The 15,699-nt window shown below is 54.6% G+C and carries 12 protein-coding genes; 3 read left to right on the forward strand and 9 right to left on the reverse strand.

The window, feature by feature from the left end; all coding sequences use genetic code 11:
• Positions 1–39: 39 nt before the first annotated feature.
• The 9 genes from FTW19_RS09015 to FTW19_RS09055 form a co-directional block, all read right to left on the reverse strand.
• A complete protein-coding gene (locus FTW19_RS09015; RefSeq protein ID WP_147647310.1) occupies positions 40–1,140 on the reverse strand; it encodes a glycosyltransferase family 4 protein in 1,101 nt (366 codons plus the stop codon).
• A gap of 8 nt (positions 1,141–1,148) precedes the next feature.
• Positions 1,149–2,612: an O-antigen ligase family protein gene (locus tag FTW19_RS09020; RefSeq protein ID WP_147647311.1), complete on the reverse strand. Its 1,464-nt coding sequence runs from the start codon at positions 2,610–2,612 to the stop codon at positions 1,149–1,151.
• Entirely contained in the window at positions 2,609–3,967 is a 1,359-nt protein-coding gene (locus FTW19_RS09025; protein WP_147647312.1) for a polysaccharide biosynthesis C-terminal domain-containing protein, read from the reverse strand. The genes FTW19_RS09020 and FTW19_RS09025 overlap by 4 nt, the downstream gene beginning before the upstream one ends.
• Positions 3,964–5,088: a glycosyltransferase gene (locus FTW19_RS09030; RefSeq protein WP_147647313.1), complete on the reverse strand. Its 1,125-nt coding sequence runs from the start codon at positions 5,086–5,088 to the stop codon at positions 3,964–3,966. The genes FTW19_RS09025 and FTW19_RS09030 overlap by 4 nt, the downstream gene beginning before the upstream one ends.
• A gap of 26 nt (positions 5,089–5,114) precedes the next feature.
• A complete protein-coding gene (locus FTW19_RS09035; RefSeq protein ID WP_147647314.1) occupies positions 5,115–6,401 on the reverse strand; it encodes a glycosyltransferase family 4 protein in 1,287 nt (428 codons plus the stop codon).
• Complete coding sequence (locus tag FTW19_RS09040; RefSeq protein ID WP_147647315.1) at positions 6,398–7,936, reverse strand: sugar transferase; 1,539 nt, start codon at positions 7,934–7,936, stop codon at positions 6,398–6,400. Before FTW19_RS09040 ends, FTW19_RS09035 begins: the two co-directional genes overlap by 4 nt.
• Positions 7,937–8,032: 96 nt before the next feature.
• Positions 8,033–8,680: a polysaccharide biosynthesis/export family protein gene (locus tag FTW19_RS09045; protein WP_187143385.1), complete on the reverse strand. Its 648-nt coding sequence runs from the start codon at positions 8,678–8,680 to the stop codon at positions 8,033–8,035.
• 35 nt (positions 8,681–8,715) lie between these two features.
• Positions 8,716–9,381, reverse strand: a complete 666-nt coding sequence (locus FTW19_RS09050) for a CpsD/CapB family tyrosine-protein kinase (protein ID WP_147647317.1) — start codon at positions 9,379–9,381, stop codon at positions 8,716–8,718.
• Positions 9,382–9,395: 14 nt separating this feature from the next.
• Positions 9,396–10,982 (reverse strand): GumC family protein, encoded by a 1,587-nt coding sequence (locus tag FTW19_RS09055; protein WP_147647318.1) that lies wholly within the window; start codon positions 10,980–10,982, stop codon positions 9,396–9,398.
• A gap of 536 nt (positions 10,983–11,518) precedes the next feature.
• Here FTW19_RS09055 and FTW19_RS09060 point away from each other — a divergent pair.
• From FTW19_RS09060 to FTW19_RS09070, 3 genes are all read left to right on the forward strand, one after another.
• Positions 11,519–12,967, forward strand: coding sequence for a hypothetical protein (locus tag FTW19_RS09060; protein WP_147647319.1), 1,449 nt, complete (start codon positions 11,519–11,521; stop codon positions 12,965–12,967).
• 892 nt (positions 12,968–13,859) lie between these two features.
• Entirely contained in the window at positions 13,860–15,065 is a 1,206-nt protein-coding gene (locus FTW19_RS09065) for a hypothetical protein (protein WP_147647320.1), read from the forward strand.
• Positions 15,066–15,132: 67 nt separating this feature from the next.
• Positions 15,133–15,621, forward strand: coding sequence for a RidA family protein (locus FTW19_RS09070; protein WP_147647321.1), 489 nt, complete (start codon positions 15,133–15,135; stop codon positions 15,619–15,621).
• Positions 15,622–15,699: the final 78 nt, after the last annotated feature.

Raw genomic sequence — 15,699 nt, forward strand, 5'->3', positions numbered from 1 at the left:
ATTCGATGGGAACATGCTGTGAGCTGCAAACACCCTTATTTATTTCTGCCAAACTACGTTGGTCTCTGTGTCGATGTTCGGCGATAAGGAGATCTCCTCATAAACGCTCTGAACTTCGCCGGCCATCACACTGACCCGATAATCTTCAATTCCGTTGAGTGCCTGTTTCCTCCACGCATCGCGCTCGTCCGCGGATCCAATCAAGGACGATATGGCTCTGGCGAGTGCTTCCGGAGATTGGGGCGGCACCATGACTCCGGAACGCCCATCATCCAGAGCTTCAGAGATGCCGTCGACATTGGTTGCGACAATGGCGCAACCCGCCTGGCGAGCCTCAATCAGTACCAGTCCAAACGACTCTCGCCTGGAAGCCAGAACGAACACATCCGCGCTCAGCATGTATGCCTGGGGTACTGCCTGAAACCCCTCGAAATGAATGCGTTCGTGGAAGAGGGACTGCTGTGCTCGCTGTTCGAAGATATTCCGTTCTGGCCCATCGCCGACGAGGTAAAGATGCGCCGTCGGGAATTTGCGTCCGATAGACTCAAATGCCTCGATGAGTTCTGCAATGCCTTTGCGGCTTGTCATGCCCGCGACAGTAACAATTGCTGGATGCTGCAATTGCACAGGCTGGATCTCGTCGAGTTGCGGTTGACGCTGATTTTGCAGCGTTCTGTTCAGGACAACCCTGATCTTGTGCGGGGCGATTCCCTGGCCCTCCATCGTTGCGGCAACCGATTGACTCACGACAATAATGCGGTCAGCAAGCCCCATCAGGATGGAGCTTCGATCATGGACATTGTGAACGTGGCCGACTAGAACGAATCGCCGGAACCTGCGCCAAACCCATGCAAGCAGCAGTCCGGTGCGCATGTGTGCGTGAACGACATCCGGCTGAAACTCCTGTAGGATCTTTCCAAATCGAATGACGGCGCGCAATAACTGCAGCGGACGGCGGGCCTGATTGAGGGTAATGTGGGTCGCGCCGGCTCTCTCCAGTAGTGGCTGGTATCCTCCACCGTCTGAGACAACGGCGACGGGAACACCTGTTCGCGCCTGCTCTGTCGCGAGATCGACCGCGGTATTGACGATGCCATTACCCTGATCGGTTACGTCGTTGAGGATATGGAGAACTCGCATGTCCCCTCCTAGGTGGTTGCGTAGCTGGCGGTTGGGTTGGGTTGATAGTCCATTGCTCTTTCGCGTATCTCTGGACTGGAAGCTGCAGCGAGGCTCATGGATGCAAATGTCCACACCATGAAGCCCAGAACACCCAGCATGACGCTGTTCAGCATGGACTGTGCAACAAAGCCAATCAGGATCGCATGCGACGAGAGGACAAAAGGATCCCGCTGGCTATGGCGGATCACTTGAAAGAGAAGATAACCAAGTCCCAGCAGATAAATGAACGTGCCGACCCATCCGAGGGAATAGAGAAACTCAAGCAAGGTACTGTCGTGAGGGCCGATCATATCGTCGTCACCTTCAGTGTTGTGGAGGGTGTCAGTGCTCCCGATACCCTCGCCCCAGGGCTCCTGAGCAATCTCGCGAAGAGCTCGTTGGTGGCCTTCAATACGGGCAAGATAGCTCACGTCCTGTGATGGCTGCGAGAATGTGCGCATGCGCGTTTCAACAACTTCATCAACACCAGGAACCTGTGTGGCGGCCAGCATGAATGCGATGCAAGCGAGCGAGGCAATCGCGAAATTGACGCGTGCACGCATTCCGAGGCGGAAGAGGAGATATGCGCCGCCGGCTACCAGGCTGAGCCACGACGAACGGCTGAGGGTCATGATCAGGCTAACGAATCCGCATGCCGCAGCCAGCATGCGGAGCTTCTGCTTCGAGTTGAATAACAGCAGAAGACCAGTGGCCATCGCCGCGGCGAAGATGGCCGGGGCATTCATGGTGCTGAACGCACGGGTCTTCATCGGATCGATTTCGCCGAAGGAATTCATCTGGACGTGCAGCATCCAGCCGCGATCCCATTCTGGAAGAACAAAAAACTGATAGATACCGTAAGCTCCCAGGATCAGTACGCCGTAGAGAAATGCCTTTTCAATCACCCTGCGGAACTCTGGGTAGAATTCCCGATTCTGATAAATAAATAGACCGAAGATGACCGGTACCAGCCAGTTCAACAGTGCGCGTAATACGTTGAACAGCGGAAGGGTCACAAGGCCGAAGACGGCGCCATAGAAGATTGCCGCCAATGCGCAGGCATAGGGAACGGTCCCCCGGTCGGTAAGGCAACTCAGGTTTGCCAGCAGGGGAATTACTGCAAGGCCCGCAACAAGGTAAGGGGCAATTTCAACCGGGTTCGCAGGCGTGTATCCCGATTGATAGTCCGCCATGCGGCCGAGAAACGGAGTTACAAACCATAGCCAGAACGTAAGGCCAACATAGTGCGGTTTCGAACGCCATAGGAGAAACGCACCTATGGCCAGGCTGAGGGCAGGGAATGCAAGCCGCAAAAGTCCGGCCTGATGGCCAAGAATCAAAACCGTGGGAAGTCCCGCGAGGATCAGGATGGCGCATAGAACCTGCCCGCGATGCAGCGTGGGATGGATGGGGCCGAGGGGATACTGCTGTACACCTGTGAGAACAGTCATGCGGCACGCTCCATGCGCCAGCCAGAGACCATACTCCACAAGAGGCGGATATCTGCGCCTTCAGGGACCAGGCTCGGTGGCTTGGTTTTGAGGAACCAGCGGAAGCCGACATAGACGAAGATCAGTCTTGCGATCGTCGAGGTAAGAAGCGACACTGCCGCTCCGTAGATTCCATAGCGCGGGATCAGCAGGAGCATCATCGGAATACTGAATGAAAGTCCAACCGCCTGAAGAATGGTGACCACGCCTGGCCGATCGAGAGCCATGAAGGGCTGAGCCAGAATAAAGACAGCTCCGGAGAGCACGACTTCCAGAACCAGGATACGGAGCACGCCGGCGGCTTCAACGTATTCACGCCCATAAAGCAGGCGCAACAGGAGCGGGCCGGCGAGACAGACGAAGATGCCGCATGCAGCCGTCACAAGTCCGCTCACGCGTACGGCATCGCCTGTCATAGCGATGACTTCGTCTGCAGAACGGCCCGCGGCTTTGGGGAAGAGCACCATGACTACTGAATTTTGGAAGAGGTTGAGCATCCGGGACAGACTCAACACAACTACATACGATCCCATCGCGCTGGGGCTCAGCATGCCTACTACCAATACCTGATCGACTTGTAGTGTCAGTGTTCCTAATACGTCGATTCCGTACGAACGAATTCCATAGCTCAGGATCTGCTTCACGACCGCCATTCGCGCGGGTGCAACTTTTGCGGAAGCTCGCCGCAAGCGCGTGGCCATATACCAGAACGCCGGGCCGGACGCGGCGATGTATGCGATCGCGGCGGTGAGCGGCGTAAGGTGGTGGACGACCACAAAACATAACAGACCGATCAGCGTTGCAAGGGGTGTGATGATCTGGATTGCATTCGAACCGGAGAAGTCATGCGAAGCCTCAAGCACCGCACGGCCGACGAGAGTGACCGAGCAGAGCGGCACCGTGATGAGAAACCATTGCGCGGCATGTACGGTCGACGGCGAGTATTGATGCAGCCAATGAGGAAGCAGGAACACGGTGACTGCAGTGGCAAGCATGCCCAGGATTGTCGCCATGAAAAAGCCATTTGCAATAAGCTCTTCTCGGTCTTCAGGGCGAAAACGCAGATAGTAGATGAGAGAACTGGGAACGCCCAGTGTCGTAACGCTGGCAATAAAGAGAGGCCACAAGATCATAGCCGCCAGTTCGCCGCGGCCCCAGGGTAAGAGCATTCGAGCGGTAAGTATCCCTGTGGAGGCCTGAAGCGCAAGAATGAGAACCTTGCTGGCGATGGAATGAACGACCGCACGCGCACCGTGTCCAGCCCTGGTTGCGGCTGACTTTGGTGGTGAGATCGATTCTGTGGACGATACGCTCATCCAGCCCTCCGCTGTAGCAATTTCAAGCTATGAACCGCAGGCGATACGCTGTCGAGAAAGCCCAACAGGCGCTCCTGAAAGACGTTGATGTCATAACGCTGCGCATTTCTCCGGATAGCCGCTGGGTCCCATTCCTGGCTTTCCAGTCTTTCCAACCCTTCAATCAGTGAGTCGACGGTTTGTTCGCCAAAGCGGACGCCATTCATGCCTTCTACGACGGTCTCCGTTGCTCCTCCGGCATCGTATGCCACCACAGGCCGACCCGCCGCATTGATCTCAAGCGGAGCCATCCCGAAATCTTCCTCGCCTGGAAAGATCAGAGCGCGGCAACGGCTCGCATAGCGATTGACGTCGGCATCGGACTGACGCCCAAGGAAGGTAACGGTTGGTCCTGCCATCGCCTCGAGCGATTCGCGGGCTGGACCATCACCGATAACAATCAGCCGCCGATTGGTTCGCGTGCATGCTTCGACCGCGAGGTCGATTCGTTTGTAGGCGTTCAAACGAGAGAGAATCAGGTAATAATCCTCGGTTTCTTTGCTCACCCAGAACCGCGACGTAACGATCGGAGGTTCGATGACAATTGCGTTCACGCCAAAGGCTTCTTTTAGACGGTTTGCCACAATATGCGAGTTTGCGATAAAGAAATCGGGCCGCGTGGCTGCCTGCATCTCCCACTTCTTCAAGGCCTGGACCATAAGATGCAGTAGCATCTTGGTCGGTTTATTGAAGTGTTCGCGCGCAATGTATTCGGGAAACCGCCAAACCCAGCGCATCGGGTTATGACAGTAGCAGACGTGAATCGCGTCTTTGCTGCGTTTCACTCCTTTTGCATATCCACAGCAGCTACTGACGATCAGGTCGTATGCTGTCAGGTTCGCCGACTCTACACCGAATGGATACAAAAGGAAATATTGCCGGTACCACTTGGCCTTGGCAGGCAGTGCCTGCATCCAGGTCGTCGTGGCATCTGCGTCGCGAAGATATGGGGGCAGCCGCTCGGGCACCGCCATTGTGGTGTGAAGATCTGCGCCGGGTAACGTTCGGAGGATCGCTTCGGTTACCCGTTCTGCACCGCCGTTCTGTGCAAGATAGTCCTGGAAGAGAGCAATTCTGGGCATAGAACCCCTTGTTCCTCGAGATCTGGCTAATCGAGGAACTTCGTTTTGAAATCGTGTTCTGTACTGCTTTTCGCGTTCATCTGGCAGCTGACAAGAGGACCGAGCTCATGGGGGTTGGGAGCATGTCGCCGCCGTGTTGTTGTGGGAACTACTCGTTCATAAAGTTTCTTTAGCTCCTCCCGAAATCTCTCCGAGGAGAATCGCGGGCAGGTTTCAAGCCGCGCTGTCATGGCTACAGCGTCGAGCAGCGGGCGGTTTTGGGATAACTGAAGCAATCTACCGGCCAGGCCGGCAGTGTCTCCCGGCTCGACAAGCCATCCACTTCGCGCGTCCTCAACGATCTCCGGAATTCCTCCCGTGCGTGTTGTAAGCACAGGCGTACCGCTGGACATCGCTTCTATGAGGACAAGGCCAAAAGGTTCATCCAAGGAGTTCAATACAAGCAGGTCGGCTGCTCGCAGGAGTGCCGACGTATTGCGGATTTCACCAATGAGGTGCACCCGGTCCCTGAGTTCCGGTGTGGCTGCAACATGGCGAAGGGTCTCAAAGTACTCCTGCTCATGCTCGAAGACGACCTTTCCCGCGATGACGAGATGCATCGTCGGGGCCAGTTGATGTATTCCCTGGAAGGCTCGGACGAGCTCCACAAGCCCCTTGCGCGCGCAGATCTGTCCTACAGCGCAAACCAGAAATGCATTGTCTGGAACTCCGATCGTCGACCGGAAATCACGATCGCCGTAGGCCTTCAATGGAAACTGGGTCAGATCGGTTCCGTTATAGATGGTGTTCACCTTCCTGCCGAAGGGAAGCCGGCCGCGGAAAGCCTTGGCTACGGCATCGGAGACGGTGACGATCTGAGTGCGACGAGAAAGAAAGGCGAGGACACGGATTGCGCTGCTGAAAGGATGTCGCGGGAGCGTGTCATGCACGTGCCAGATTGCCGGACGCGACATACCTGCAGTCGCCAGGGAAACGACGATTCCCGCGCGCAATGTATTCGCATGAACAATGTCGGGTTTGAGATAGTCGACCGTCCGGCGAACGGCAACTACGGCTTGGCTCATTGTTCGGGCAGCTTGCCATAGCTGGCTTAGTCGCCATCCAAAGCGGGCTTGTACCTGCGGAATTTCGACGCATGGAACGTCTTCCGCCGTTACCGCTCTGGTAAGGCGACCATCTGCGGGGCATGCAACGAAGGGTTCGTAGTATCTGCGGTCGAGCCCTTTGATCATGTCCAGAAGGACTCTCTCCGCGCCGCTCACCTGGCCCGTATGGTTGATATAGAGGACTCGCATTCGGCCGGAGGAGTTCATGCCGCCCCCGTCTCACGCAGGACGACAGGCACAGTCCGGGCGAGGATCTTCATATCGAGTTCAAGTGACCAGTTGTCGATATATTGCAGGTCGAGCTCGATCCAGCGATCGAAGCTCACATTACTGCGTCCGCCAATCTGCCACAGGCATGTGAGTCCGGGTTTGACGCTGAAGCGGCGCATGAGCCACGCCTCAGAGAACAAGCCTACGTCGCGCAGGTTCAGAGGACGCGGGCCAACAAAGGACATCTCTCCCTTGAGGATGTTGATGAGTTGCGGTATCTCATCAATAGAGGTCCTGCGAAGGAAGGCTCCGATCTTCGTTACACGAGGATCTTTGAAGATCTTGAACACCGGCCCGCTATTCTCATTGAGATGTTCGAGCGATGCCTGGGCAGCTTCAGCATTGACGACCATCGTGCGGAACTTGTAGATCCGGAAGATGCGGCGCCCAAGGCCATAACGCTGCTGCAGAAAGAACACGGGACCGGGGCTGGTGCTCTTGATAAGAATGGCTACGACAAGAAACACTGGCGCGCAGAGAATCAGGCCAAAGAGTGCGCCCACAATGTCGATTCCTCTTTTAATGCGATGACGGTAGTCATCCTCAACCATCTTGAGAATGACTTTGCGGTCGTCGTAACGTTCCCGATAGCAGCGGCCTCGGCGGGAAGCATCGAAGAAGAGGTCATCGCGATACTGTACCTGGACACCCACTCGCTCGCAGACCGAGATCGTGTGTTCGATCGCGGCATAATCCGATTTCGCCGGCAGAGCGACGATGACCTCATCAACGACCTGCTTCAGCAGGATGTCCTCAAGATCTCCAATTTGTCCCAGACAGCCGGCCGGAGTTTTCGACTGAGATACGACGCTGTCTACGCGACCCAGGATCTTGTAGTCCCATTTCGGGTGTGCTTTGAGCTCCTCGGCGATGCGGCCAGCGCGCGCGCGTTTGCCAACGATCACGGCATATCTGCTTTTCCGGAAGTGGGGTTGCACATAACGGTGGAAGAGGCCGATTGCGATTCGCGACAACATGACGCCGCTACCGGAGATGACCCAGAAGAGCAGTGCTTCTCTCACAAAGTGGCCATGGTGCCAGATCGTGGAGATCGTCCTTCCTGCGATCAGTGAAGAAAGGAAGGTTGCCAGGGCGACCCTACCCGGAAGGCCCTTCATCGACTGCACATGCTGCCAGGTATAAAGTCCGCAGTAGGAGAAGATGGTATGCCATAGCATCAGACACACTGCCAGTACGGCAAAATGTCCGATAGAAATTCGCATGGATAGAAAATCAAGGACGTTGCTGGAGATCCCAGGTCGTCCACCTCCGGCCCACAGAGCCAGATAGATAAGAGCCGCACTCATGCATGTGAGATCGGCTATACGGCCCGCAGGTCCAGCTATGGCTCTCGCTAACGACGGTTGCAGGCGAAGTGCCGACTCTGTCGGCATAGACGCAACGAGCGGCGTGCTGAACGACTCAAAGCGGGTTGCCGAGCGATCGTCGAACTGCGAATTCTTCTGCTGCATCGCAAACCTCCATCGATGAAATGAAAAAGAGCATAGGATTCCTGTGGGCTGTGCGAGGCAGGGCGCAGCCAGCCGTTATCGTTCAGGAAGAGATGCCTATGGCATCTGGGTTGGGTTGAAAAATATGCCGAGGTTGCTCGCCTTCATGAAGCGGGCGAGGTGTTCCATCTTGTTTCGAGTAACCAGCAACATATCTCCCGGCTGTAACTCGGTATCTTTTTCCAGCTCGGCCTTGGTTTTCACGTTGTGCAGGTTGAGTCTGCGCACTTCAGCGTCATCGGCGTTGATCTTCCGAAAGAGAATGACCTGCGTGTCGCGCGCAGAGTCTTTGAAGCCGCCGGCCAGCATGACTGCCTGCAGTGCTGTTGTGTCATCTCGCAACTCAAACTTTCCGGGATGCTCCACCTCACCGGCAATGACGACATAGGGATGTTCGAACTCCTGCAGCGTGATTGTCAGCTCAGGATTGTTGAGCCGCACCGAAGCTTTCTGCACGATTTGGTTATGGGCGTCATCGATGGAAAGTCCCGCCACCTTGATATTGCCCACGATGTTCAGGTTGACGCACCCATCGGGCTGAACCTTGATGGTCTGATTGAACTCCGGAGTGTAGCGATAGTTGAGGACGATGACGTCGCCAACATGCAAGGTATATACAGGCCGATGGTGCAGTTGCTGGTCAGCACCCAGCAAACGATGGCTCGGCGCCACCAGGAGAATGGCCAGTGCAATGGCCAGCTTCACTGCGTTCCATTGTTTTCCGGAAACCTGCTTATGTTCTATGCACGGGGGGATAACCATCGGGGCACCTCGCTAGTCTGCTTGTTGAGGATGTAACCAAGGACGGTTCCACCGGCAGCGGTGATCGCCTGCTCGGCCTGGCGCGGCTGGTGCCGGAGCGTTCGGTTAGCCTCTGCCACCAGAATGACGCCATCGACAAATGGGGCAATGCTGAACAGATCACCGGATTGATCCAGGGAAGGGCAGTCGATGATCGTGTAGTCAAATTCAGAGCGCAGGAGCTCGATACAGTCGCGCCGGTAGCGCCAACTGCAATCCCATGGGCTACGCCGTTCCGACAGCACGAGCGGCCGGGGACTATCTACCGTATCATCTCCATAGTCTTCCTTAGAGTGGTTTCCCGATCTCGCAACCGAGCTGCGAATGGCTTCGACCGTCGGTTCATGCAGCTTGCGCAGGAAGCTAAGATTGATTCCAGCTACTGACGAGAGGTCAGAACTGGAGAGCTCCTGGAGCAAGGCCCGGGCTACGTACGTCACACCTCCGCCGGTGTTACTTGAGCTAAGGGCGATGACCACTCCGGAGTCCTGCTCTCGCGGCTTCTGCAGGATTGTATAGAGGAGTGTTTGATATACCGAGCGTGATACACCATCTGCTGATGCTGCCCATTCGGCTGTCTCCGGATGATCGAGAATTATCTTCATATCAGGTACCCTTCCTAGCGATATCGAACTAGACTTGCCCTCTGCATCTTTTGTGGTTCTGAGTTGGCAGTAAGTCCAATCAAGACCGGACCAAAGTCCGGAAGCCGTTCTTTCTTTCTCTTACGGTCTTTATCCAGCGGCACTGTAGCCAGGACTGGATAGCGCGCGTATTTGTCCAACTCGTACGAGTTGGCAATGGTTTCTCTTCCCATCTCGGCGAGGAAGACCAGAAAGCTGGCCAGGAAGATCGCAGTGAGACCACCCAGGATCGAGTCCACGACTGGCTTTGGACGAAATGGCATCGCAGAGTAGGTCGGATTTTGTTGTATTGCAACATTGAGAAGGCGGTTTTCATTCATGGAGTCCGCCATCTGTGCTTCATCGCGCTTTTGCGTATAAAGCTGATAGTTATTGGTCAGGTCGGCAACTTTCTGCCGTAGCGTCGTGTAGTCGACCGTAGAGTCTTCAGCGCGCGAGAGATTCCTGCGGAGCTCGCTAACCTGTTGGGACAGTGCATCGCGTTTGGCCTGTAAGGCCTTACGATTAGTCTGGTTCTGGATGATGGAACCGGTCATGGACTGCCAGACAGGGTTTACGTCCGTCGAGCTCTCCTGCGAGGTCATCTGTTGCGCATTCTTCAGGGCAGATTTCGTGTTCGAAATCTTCGTTTCAATCTCTTGCACAATGCGGTCCTGCGGAGTGAACTTCGTCAGCAATGAGGTGCGCTCATTCTGCAACTCGGCAAGCAGGGTATTCAGTCGCTCCACGGAGTAGTCGTTGGGAATGGTGCGCTGCTGCGTCATCTGCCGGGGAGCGATGCCGGACAGTTGATGTGTGTCACTCGCGATGCGCTGTGTCATCTCTCCGATTTGAGCGTCCATGCTTCTCATTTCAGCCTGGGCGTCATTAATCTGGCGATCGATATTCTGCTCTGTCTCGGGAAGCGATACGATATTGTGCTGCTGTTGATACTGCGCCAGTTCCAGCTGCGCTTTGTCGAGATCGGTTTTGTAGTGTGCGGCTTCGTTGGCGAAGAATTGAGAGGTGCCTGGCGGCTGTGCAATCTCACGATGTTTCGCAAGGAAGGCATTCAACAGCCGGTTGAGTGCGTCGGCGGCTTCCTTGGGATCGGACGCGACGTACGTTGCGTGAATCACATTCGATTTACGCACGAGGTCGACATTGAGCCCCTTTTCGAATTTATCGACTGCCTTGTCATGGGCTTTCTGCTCGGCCTGCGACATGCTTCCGATTGGCCGGTTCTTCCATTCGGGATCGACCACACTACTGGCGAGGCTTCGGCTTTGGAGTAGTTGGATCTCGGAGTTGATCTGCTCTTCCGTAACTCCGTTGATCTCGATCGTGCCATTTACCCGGCTGGGGGTGATCTGTTGATCAGCTCGAGTGTTCTGTACGAGAATGTCCATCTCTGAGCGATACTGACGCGGCCGGAGAATGGTATACGTCACAGAGAGAGAGAAGACGACGAAGACGACAAGAAGCCACAATCGGCGATGCCGAAACACGGCTTCGAGGATATGGCGCGACGAGAAACTTTCCTGCTGCGTCGCTAGTGCTGCGTTACCTGGAAGGCTGTGCATGATTACAAATCACCTCTGCGCAATAGAAGTACCTTTCGATCACGTGGTGCCTACGCTTGCACGCGGACCCAGGAATTGGACAATGCCGCGCGCACGCCGATCAGACGTGCGGATTGCAAAATCGACCTGCCCTTACAGGATTGTCTGAACGTAACTAGTTGCACATCGGAGGAATATCTATTTTTGGGTCATGTGATCGTGCTCGTAAAAATAGGAGGCAAATGCCAAGAAAGACAGGCACAAAATCACGGCGAAAACACGTACGGCGTTTCGGCGCGGAACTGCATCGAATATTGGTTGTTCAAACTATCAGAACGAAATGTCCGATTCCCGACATTAGTTTTCCGAAAATTTACAGCCGGAAAATATTTGGACCAGATCGGTTTTTTGTGTGTTTTCCAATCCAATCTGGGAATTATTTCCGATTAGTATGAAGACACCGAGCACGTCAATTTCAATCAAGCAGACGACGCAACTGTGAGCGTTCGTTCTCCGCTTTGTGCGCGTTAGCGGTGGTGTCTCTGAAGGATGGTAGTTTGGGTTTTCTTTCGTTTGGGAGGATTCTGGCCGCAAGCCAGCAGTCTCTAGTTATCTCTGAGTCATCGGATACAACCTGCAAGACGATTATTCGGAAACCGGTCTCACGACGCACCAATCACTTCAACAAGTGGATGCTGCGCACATCGTTCGCGTGCGCCTTCGTCTTTTACCTGGGATGCGGCTCTGCCAAGCAGGCACTGGCGGCTGATGGGCAGGCAACAACAGACGCAGTGACGTTGCCCCAAGTGCAGGCCTCTCCCGCCGACACCTTTGTCGACTCGATGGGCGTGGTTACGCACATAACCTATGGCAACACGCCTTATTACACCAACTGGCCTCAGACGCTGAAGTTCCTTCAGGATCTTGGTATCCGTCATATCCGTGATGGATATTTCGATTCGAGCTGGACGCCGTTTGTCGCGAAGCACCAGCAGTTGGCACAATCGGGAATCCGTACGAACTATGTGATTCCTTACGATCCCTCGATCACATCCCAGAGTATCCAGCAGCTTGCGGCTGTCAGCAATGACATGGAGCTTCTCGAAATTCCGAATGAGTGTGACCTCGCGGGAAGCTGCGGCATTTCTTTGGATTCAAGCATGGCTAATATGCTCTCGTTCTCGCCGGTTGTGAAGGCAGCAGGAACGGCGATGAATATTCCTGTGCTTGGGCCGGCCTTTGCCGCGTACGAAACCTATGGGCAAGTGGGGAATCTCACTTCGCTCATGAACTATAACAACCTGCACGTATACTTCGGCGGCCGTAATCCTGGTGCGGAAGGATGGGGTGCTCCGGATGCACAAGGAAATGCATACGGAACATTTAAGTTCTGGCTCGACCAGGCAAATCTCGACGGACCAGGACTGCCCTCGCAGATCACAGAGGCGGGTTACATGACCTTCCCCGGTAATCCGACTCCCTACACCATTCCTCCAGATGTTGAAGAGTCTTATATTCCACGAACGTACGCCCTTGCTTATCTAAACGGCATTGGCCGGACCTATATGTACGAACTCCTCGATGAGATCAACTCCCCTGGCTTCGGACTGGTCGACGGCAATATGAATCCGCGGCCGGCATATTATGCGATTCGGAACCTGATCGGGGCTCTCGCTGATCCAGGACCGAGCTTTAACGCTGGAACGTTGCCCTATGCCGTCACTGGAGATTCGACGCTACGCAAGTTGCTATTCCAAAAACGCGATGGCAGCTTCTGGCTCATCCTCTGGTCAGAACAAAGCAGCTACGACACTGTGCATAGCCTCTATACGCCGGTGACTCCGCAGCAGGTAACACTCTCGCTTGGAGGAACCTACTACACTCCCAGTCTCGCTACGTTCGATACAAATGGCAATCTGAACTGGACCAACACCGATACAGCAAGCCAGACAGTGCCGCTCACGATCTCAGACCAAATGACGATTGTGAAGATACTTCCGCGGTAAGGTCTTCCTCGTTAAACATCTCTGATGGATCAGAGTTCCCTTGAGGAACGCTCCGCGGAGGTTGCTGGATGAATGCTTTGAATTTCGAGAGGGGGCAACCCCTCTCTTCTTTTTTGTCTTGCGCTTTCGGTGTCCGCTGCTCCATTGGTGGCCAATCTATAGATATCCGGTACCCACCCATGAGCACGCTCGCCGGAGTGAACGATCTCTTCAGCGGAGAATGCTTGGTTGAGATCGAGGCCGTTGCGATCATTCCCTCGGCTGTGACGGATTTGTCAGCGCCATTCTTCAAGGCAAAGGTTTTGTATTAATCAGGTTTAATGTCGCCTTCTCGACTTTTCGATGAGTATGGCGATCCCTCGTGTTCCCAGTAAGGATCCATCTCTCAAAAATTTACGGGCAGTTATAGAAGAACGCGCTTTCGTATACGGTTGGCGCGGAGTTTGGAGCCCTTTGGACCAAAATGGGTCTGGAAGCCGTTTTGTATAGCATCCCGAAACTTGCGTTGGAATGGTTCCCGCTTAGGATGAAAACACCGAGCACGTAAATTTCAATCGTAAGTAGACGCCGCCTCTGTTGTGTGAGCTCTATGCCCGCTTCTGCGCGTTAGCGGTGGTGTGTCTGAAGGATGGTTAGTTTGAGTTTTCTTTCGTTTGGGAGGGTGCTGGCAGCGAGTCAGCAGTCACTAATTAGTTCGAAGCCCTTGGATGCAACTTGCAAGAAGGTTTTTCGGAAGCTGGCTTTACGACACGGCAGACGATCCAGAAGACAAACATTACAGGCATTGTTCGTGTGCGCCTGTGCCGTTTCTTTGGGATGTGGTTCTGCGAAAGAGGTACTGGCGGCCGGAGGGCAGCAATATACAACCTCAAATTCAGTAACCCTGCCTCAGGTGCAGGCTTCGTCCGCCGATGCGTTTGTTGACTCGATGGGTGTGGTCACGCACATGACCTACGACAACACGCCGTACTACACCAACTGGCCGAAGGTGCTCACGTACCTTCAGAATCTTGGTATCCGTCATGTCCGTGATGGATACTTCAATCCTAACTGGGGCGCACCGCTGACCACGCGGCATCAGCAGTTGGCTCAATCCGGAATCCGCACGAACTATGTTGTGCCGTACGATCCCGCAATCACGTCACAGAGCATCCAGAAACTTGCATCTGTGAACAAGGATATGGAACTCCTTGAGGCTCCAAATGAGTGTGATGTCGCGGGGAATTGCGGCGCCTCCGTAACCACAAGCATGGCCAATATGATTGCGTTTACTCCGGTAGTGCGTTCAGCAGGAACTGCGCTGAATATACCTGTGCTGGGGCCGTCGTTTGCTGCATACGAAACCTATGGGACGGTTGGTAACATCAGCTCTCTGATGACGCACAACAATCTGCATATCTACTTCGGCGGGCGTAACCCAGGCAGCGCCGGATGGGGTGGCCTGGACGCGCAGGGAAATGCTTATGGATCCATCCCGTTCTGGCTTGACCAGGCGAACCTCGACGCGCCTGGACTGCCTTCGCTGGTCAGCGAGACAGGGTACTTGAGCTTCCCCGGCAATCCAACACCGTATACGATCCCAACAGATGTAGAGGAGTCCTACATCCCACGGACGTATGCTCTCTCATTTCTTAATGGCGTTCACCGGACCTATGTGTATGAACTTCTCGAAGAGGTCAATTCGCCTGGTTACGGACTGATTGACGGCAATATGAATCCGCGGCCGGCGTATTACGCAATCCAAAACCTGATTGCGAATCTCTCCGATCCGGGACCGAGCTTTACTCCAGGAACCTTGCCCTATGCCATCACTGGGGGAGATGCGAACGTACGTAAGCTACTGCTCCAGAAGCACGATGGGAGCTTCTGGCTGCTCCTCTGGTCAGAACAGAGCAGCTATGATCCGGTGAACTGCTTGTATCTGCCGGTGACCCCGCAGCAGGTGACTCTCTCTCTGGGTGGAACTTACTACACCCCCAATATCGGTACGTTCGATACGACGGGACATCTGAATTGGAGCAGCACCCGCACGACAAATCAGACAGTGCCGCTCACGATCTCAGACCAAATTACGATTGTGAAGATCCTTCCGCTGTAAGGTCTTCCTCGTTATGATCTCTGATGAATGAGTGTTCCTTTGAGGAACGCTCCGCGGAGGTTACTGCATGAATGCTGTGAATTTCCTGAGGGGGGCAACCCCCTCACTTCTTTTTTGTCTTGCGCTTTCGTCGTCTGCTTCCGGACAAGCGAAGACCAAATCTCCTGTTGAGTTCCACAACTCTCCAGCGCTGGCGCCATCACCTGGTTACAGTCAGTCGGCGGTTGTCACGAGCGGAAAGCTCATCTTTCTTTCGGGCCAGGTCGGCGCCGATAAAAGCGGCCATATCGCGAAAGATGATTTCAATGCACAGGCAAAGCAGGCCTTTGAGAATCTGAAGACCATTCTTGCTGAAAATGGAGCAGCACCGGCCAATCTGGTGAAGGTTAACTATTACGTGGTTGGGCTGAATACAGATCGTCTGAAGTCGTTGCGGGCCATTCGCGATCAGTACATCGACGTTCAACACCCGCCTGTGAGTACACTTGCCGGCGTAAAGGATCTTTTTCGCGAAGAGTGTCTGATTGAGATCGAGGCTGTTGCGGTCGTTCCCTAGTGTCGCGACATAAAATCATGAAGAGCTTTGCCATCCGAAGCGTTGAAAAAGCAGGTATTACTAGTCACCCCAGCGAAC

This window comes from Terriglobus albidus (assembly GCF_008000815.1).
Taxonomy (GTDB): domain Bacteria; phylum Acidobacteriota; class Terriglobia; order Terriglobales; family Acidobacteriaceae; genus Terriglobus; species Terriglobus albidus_A.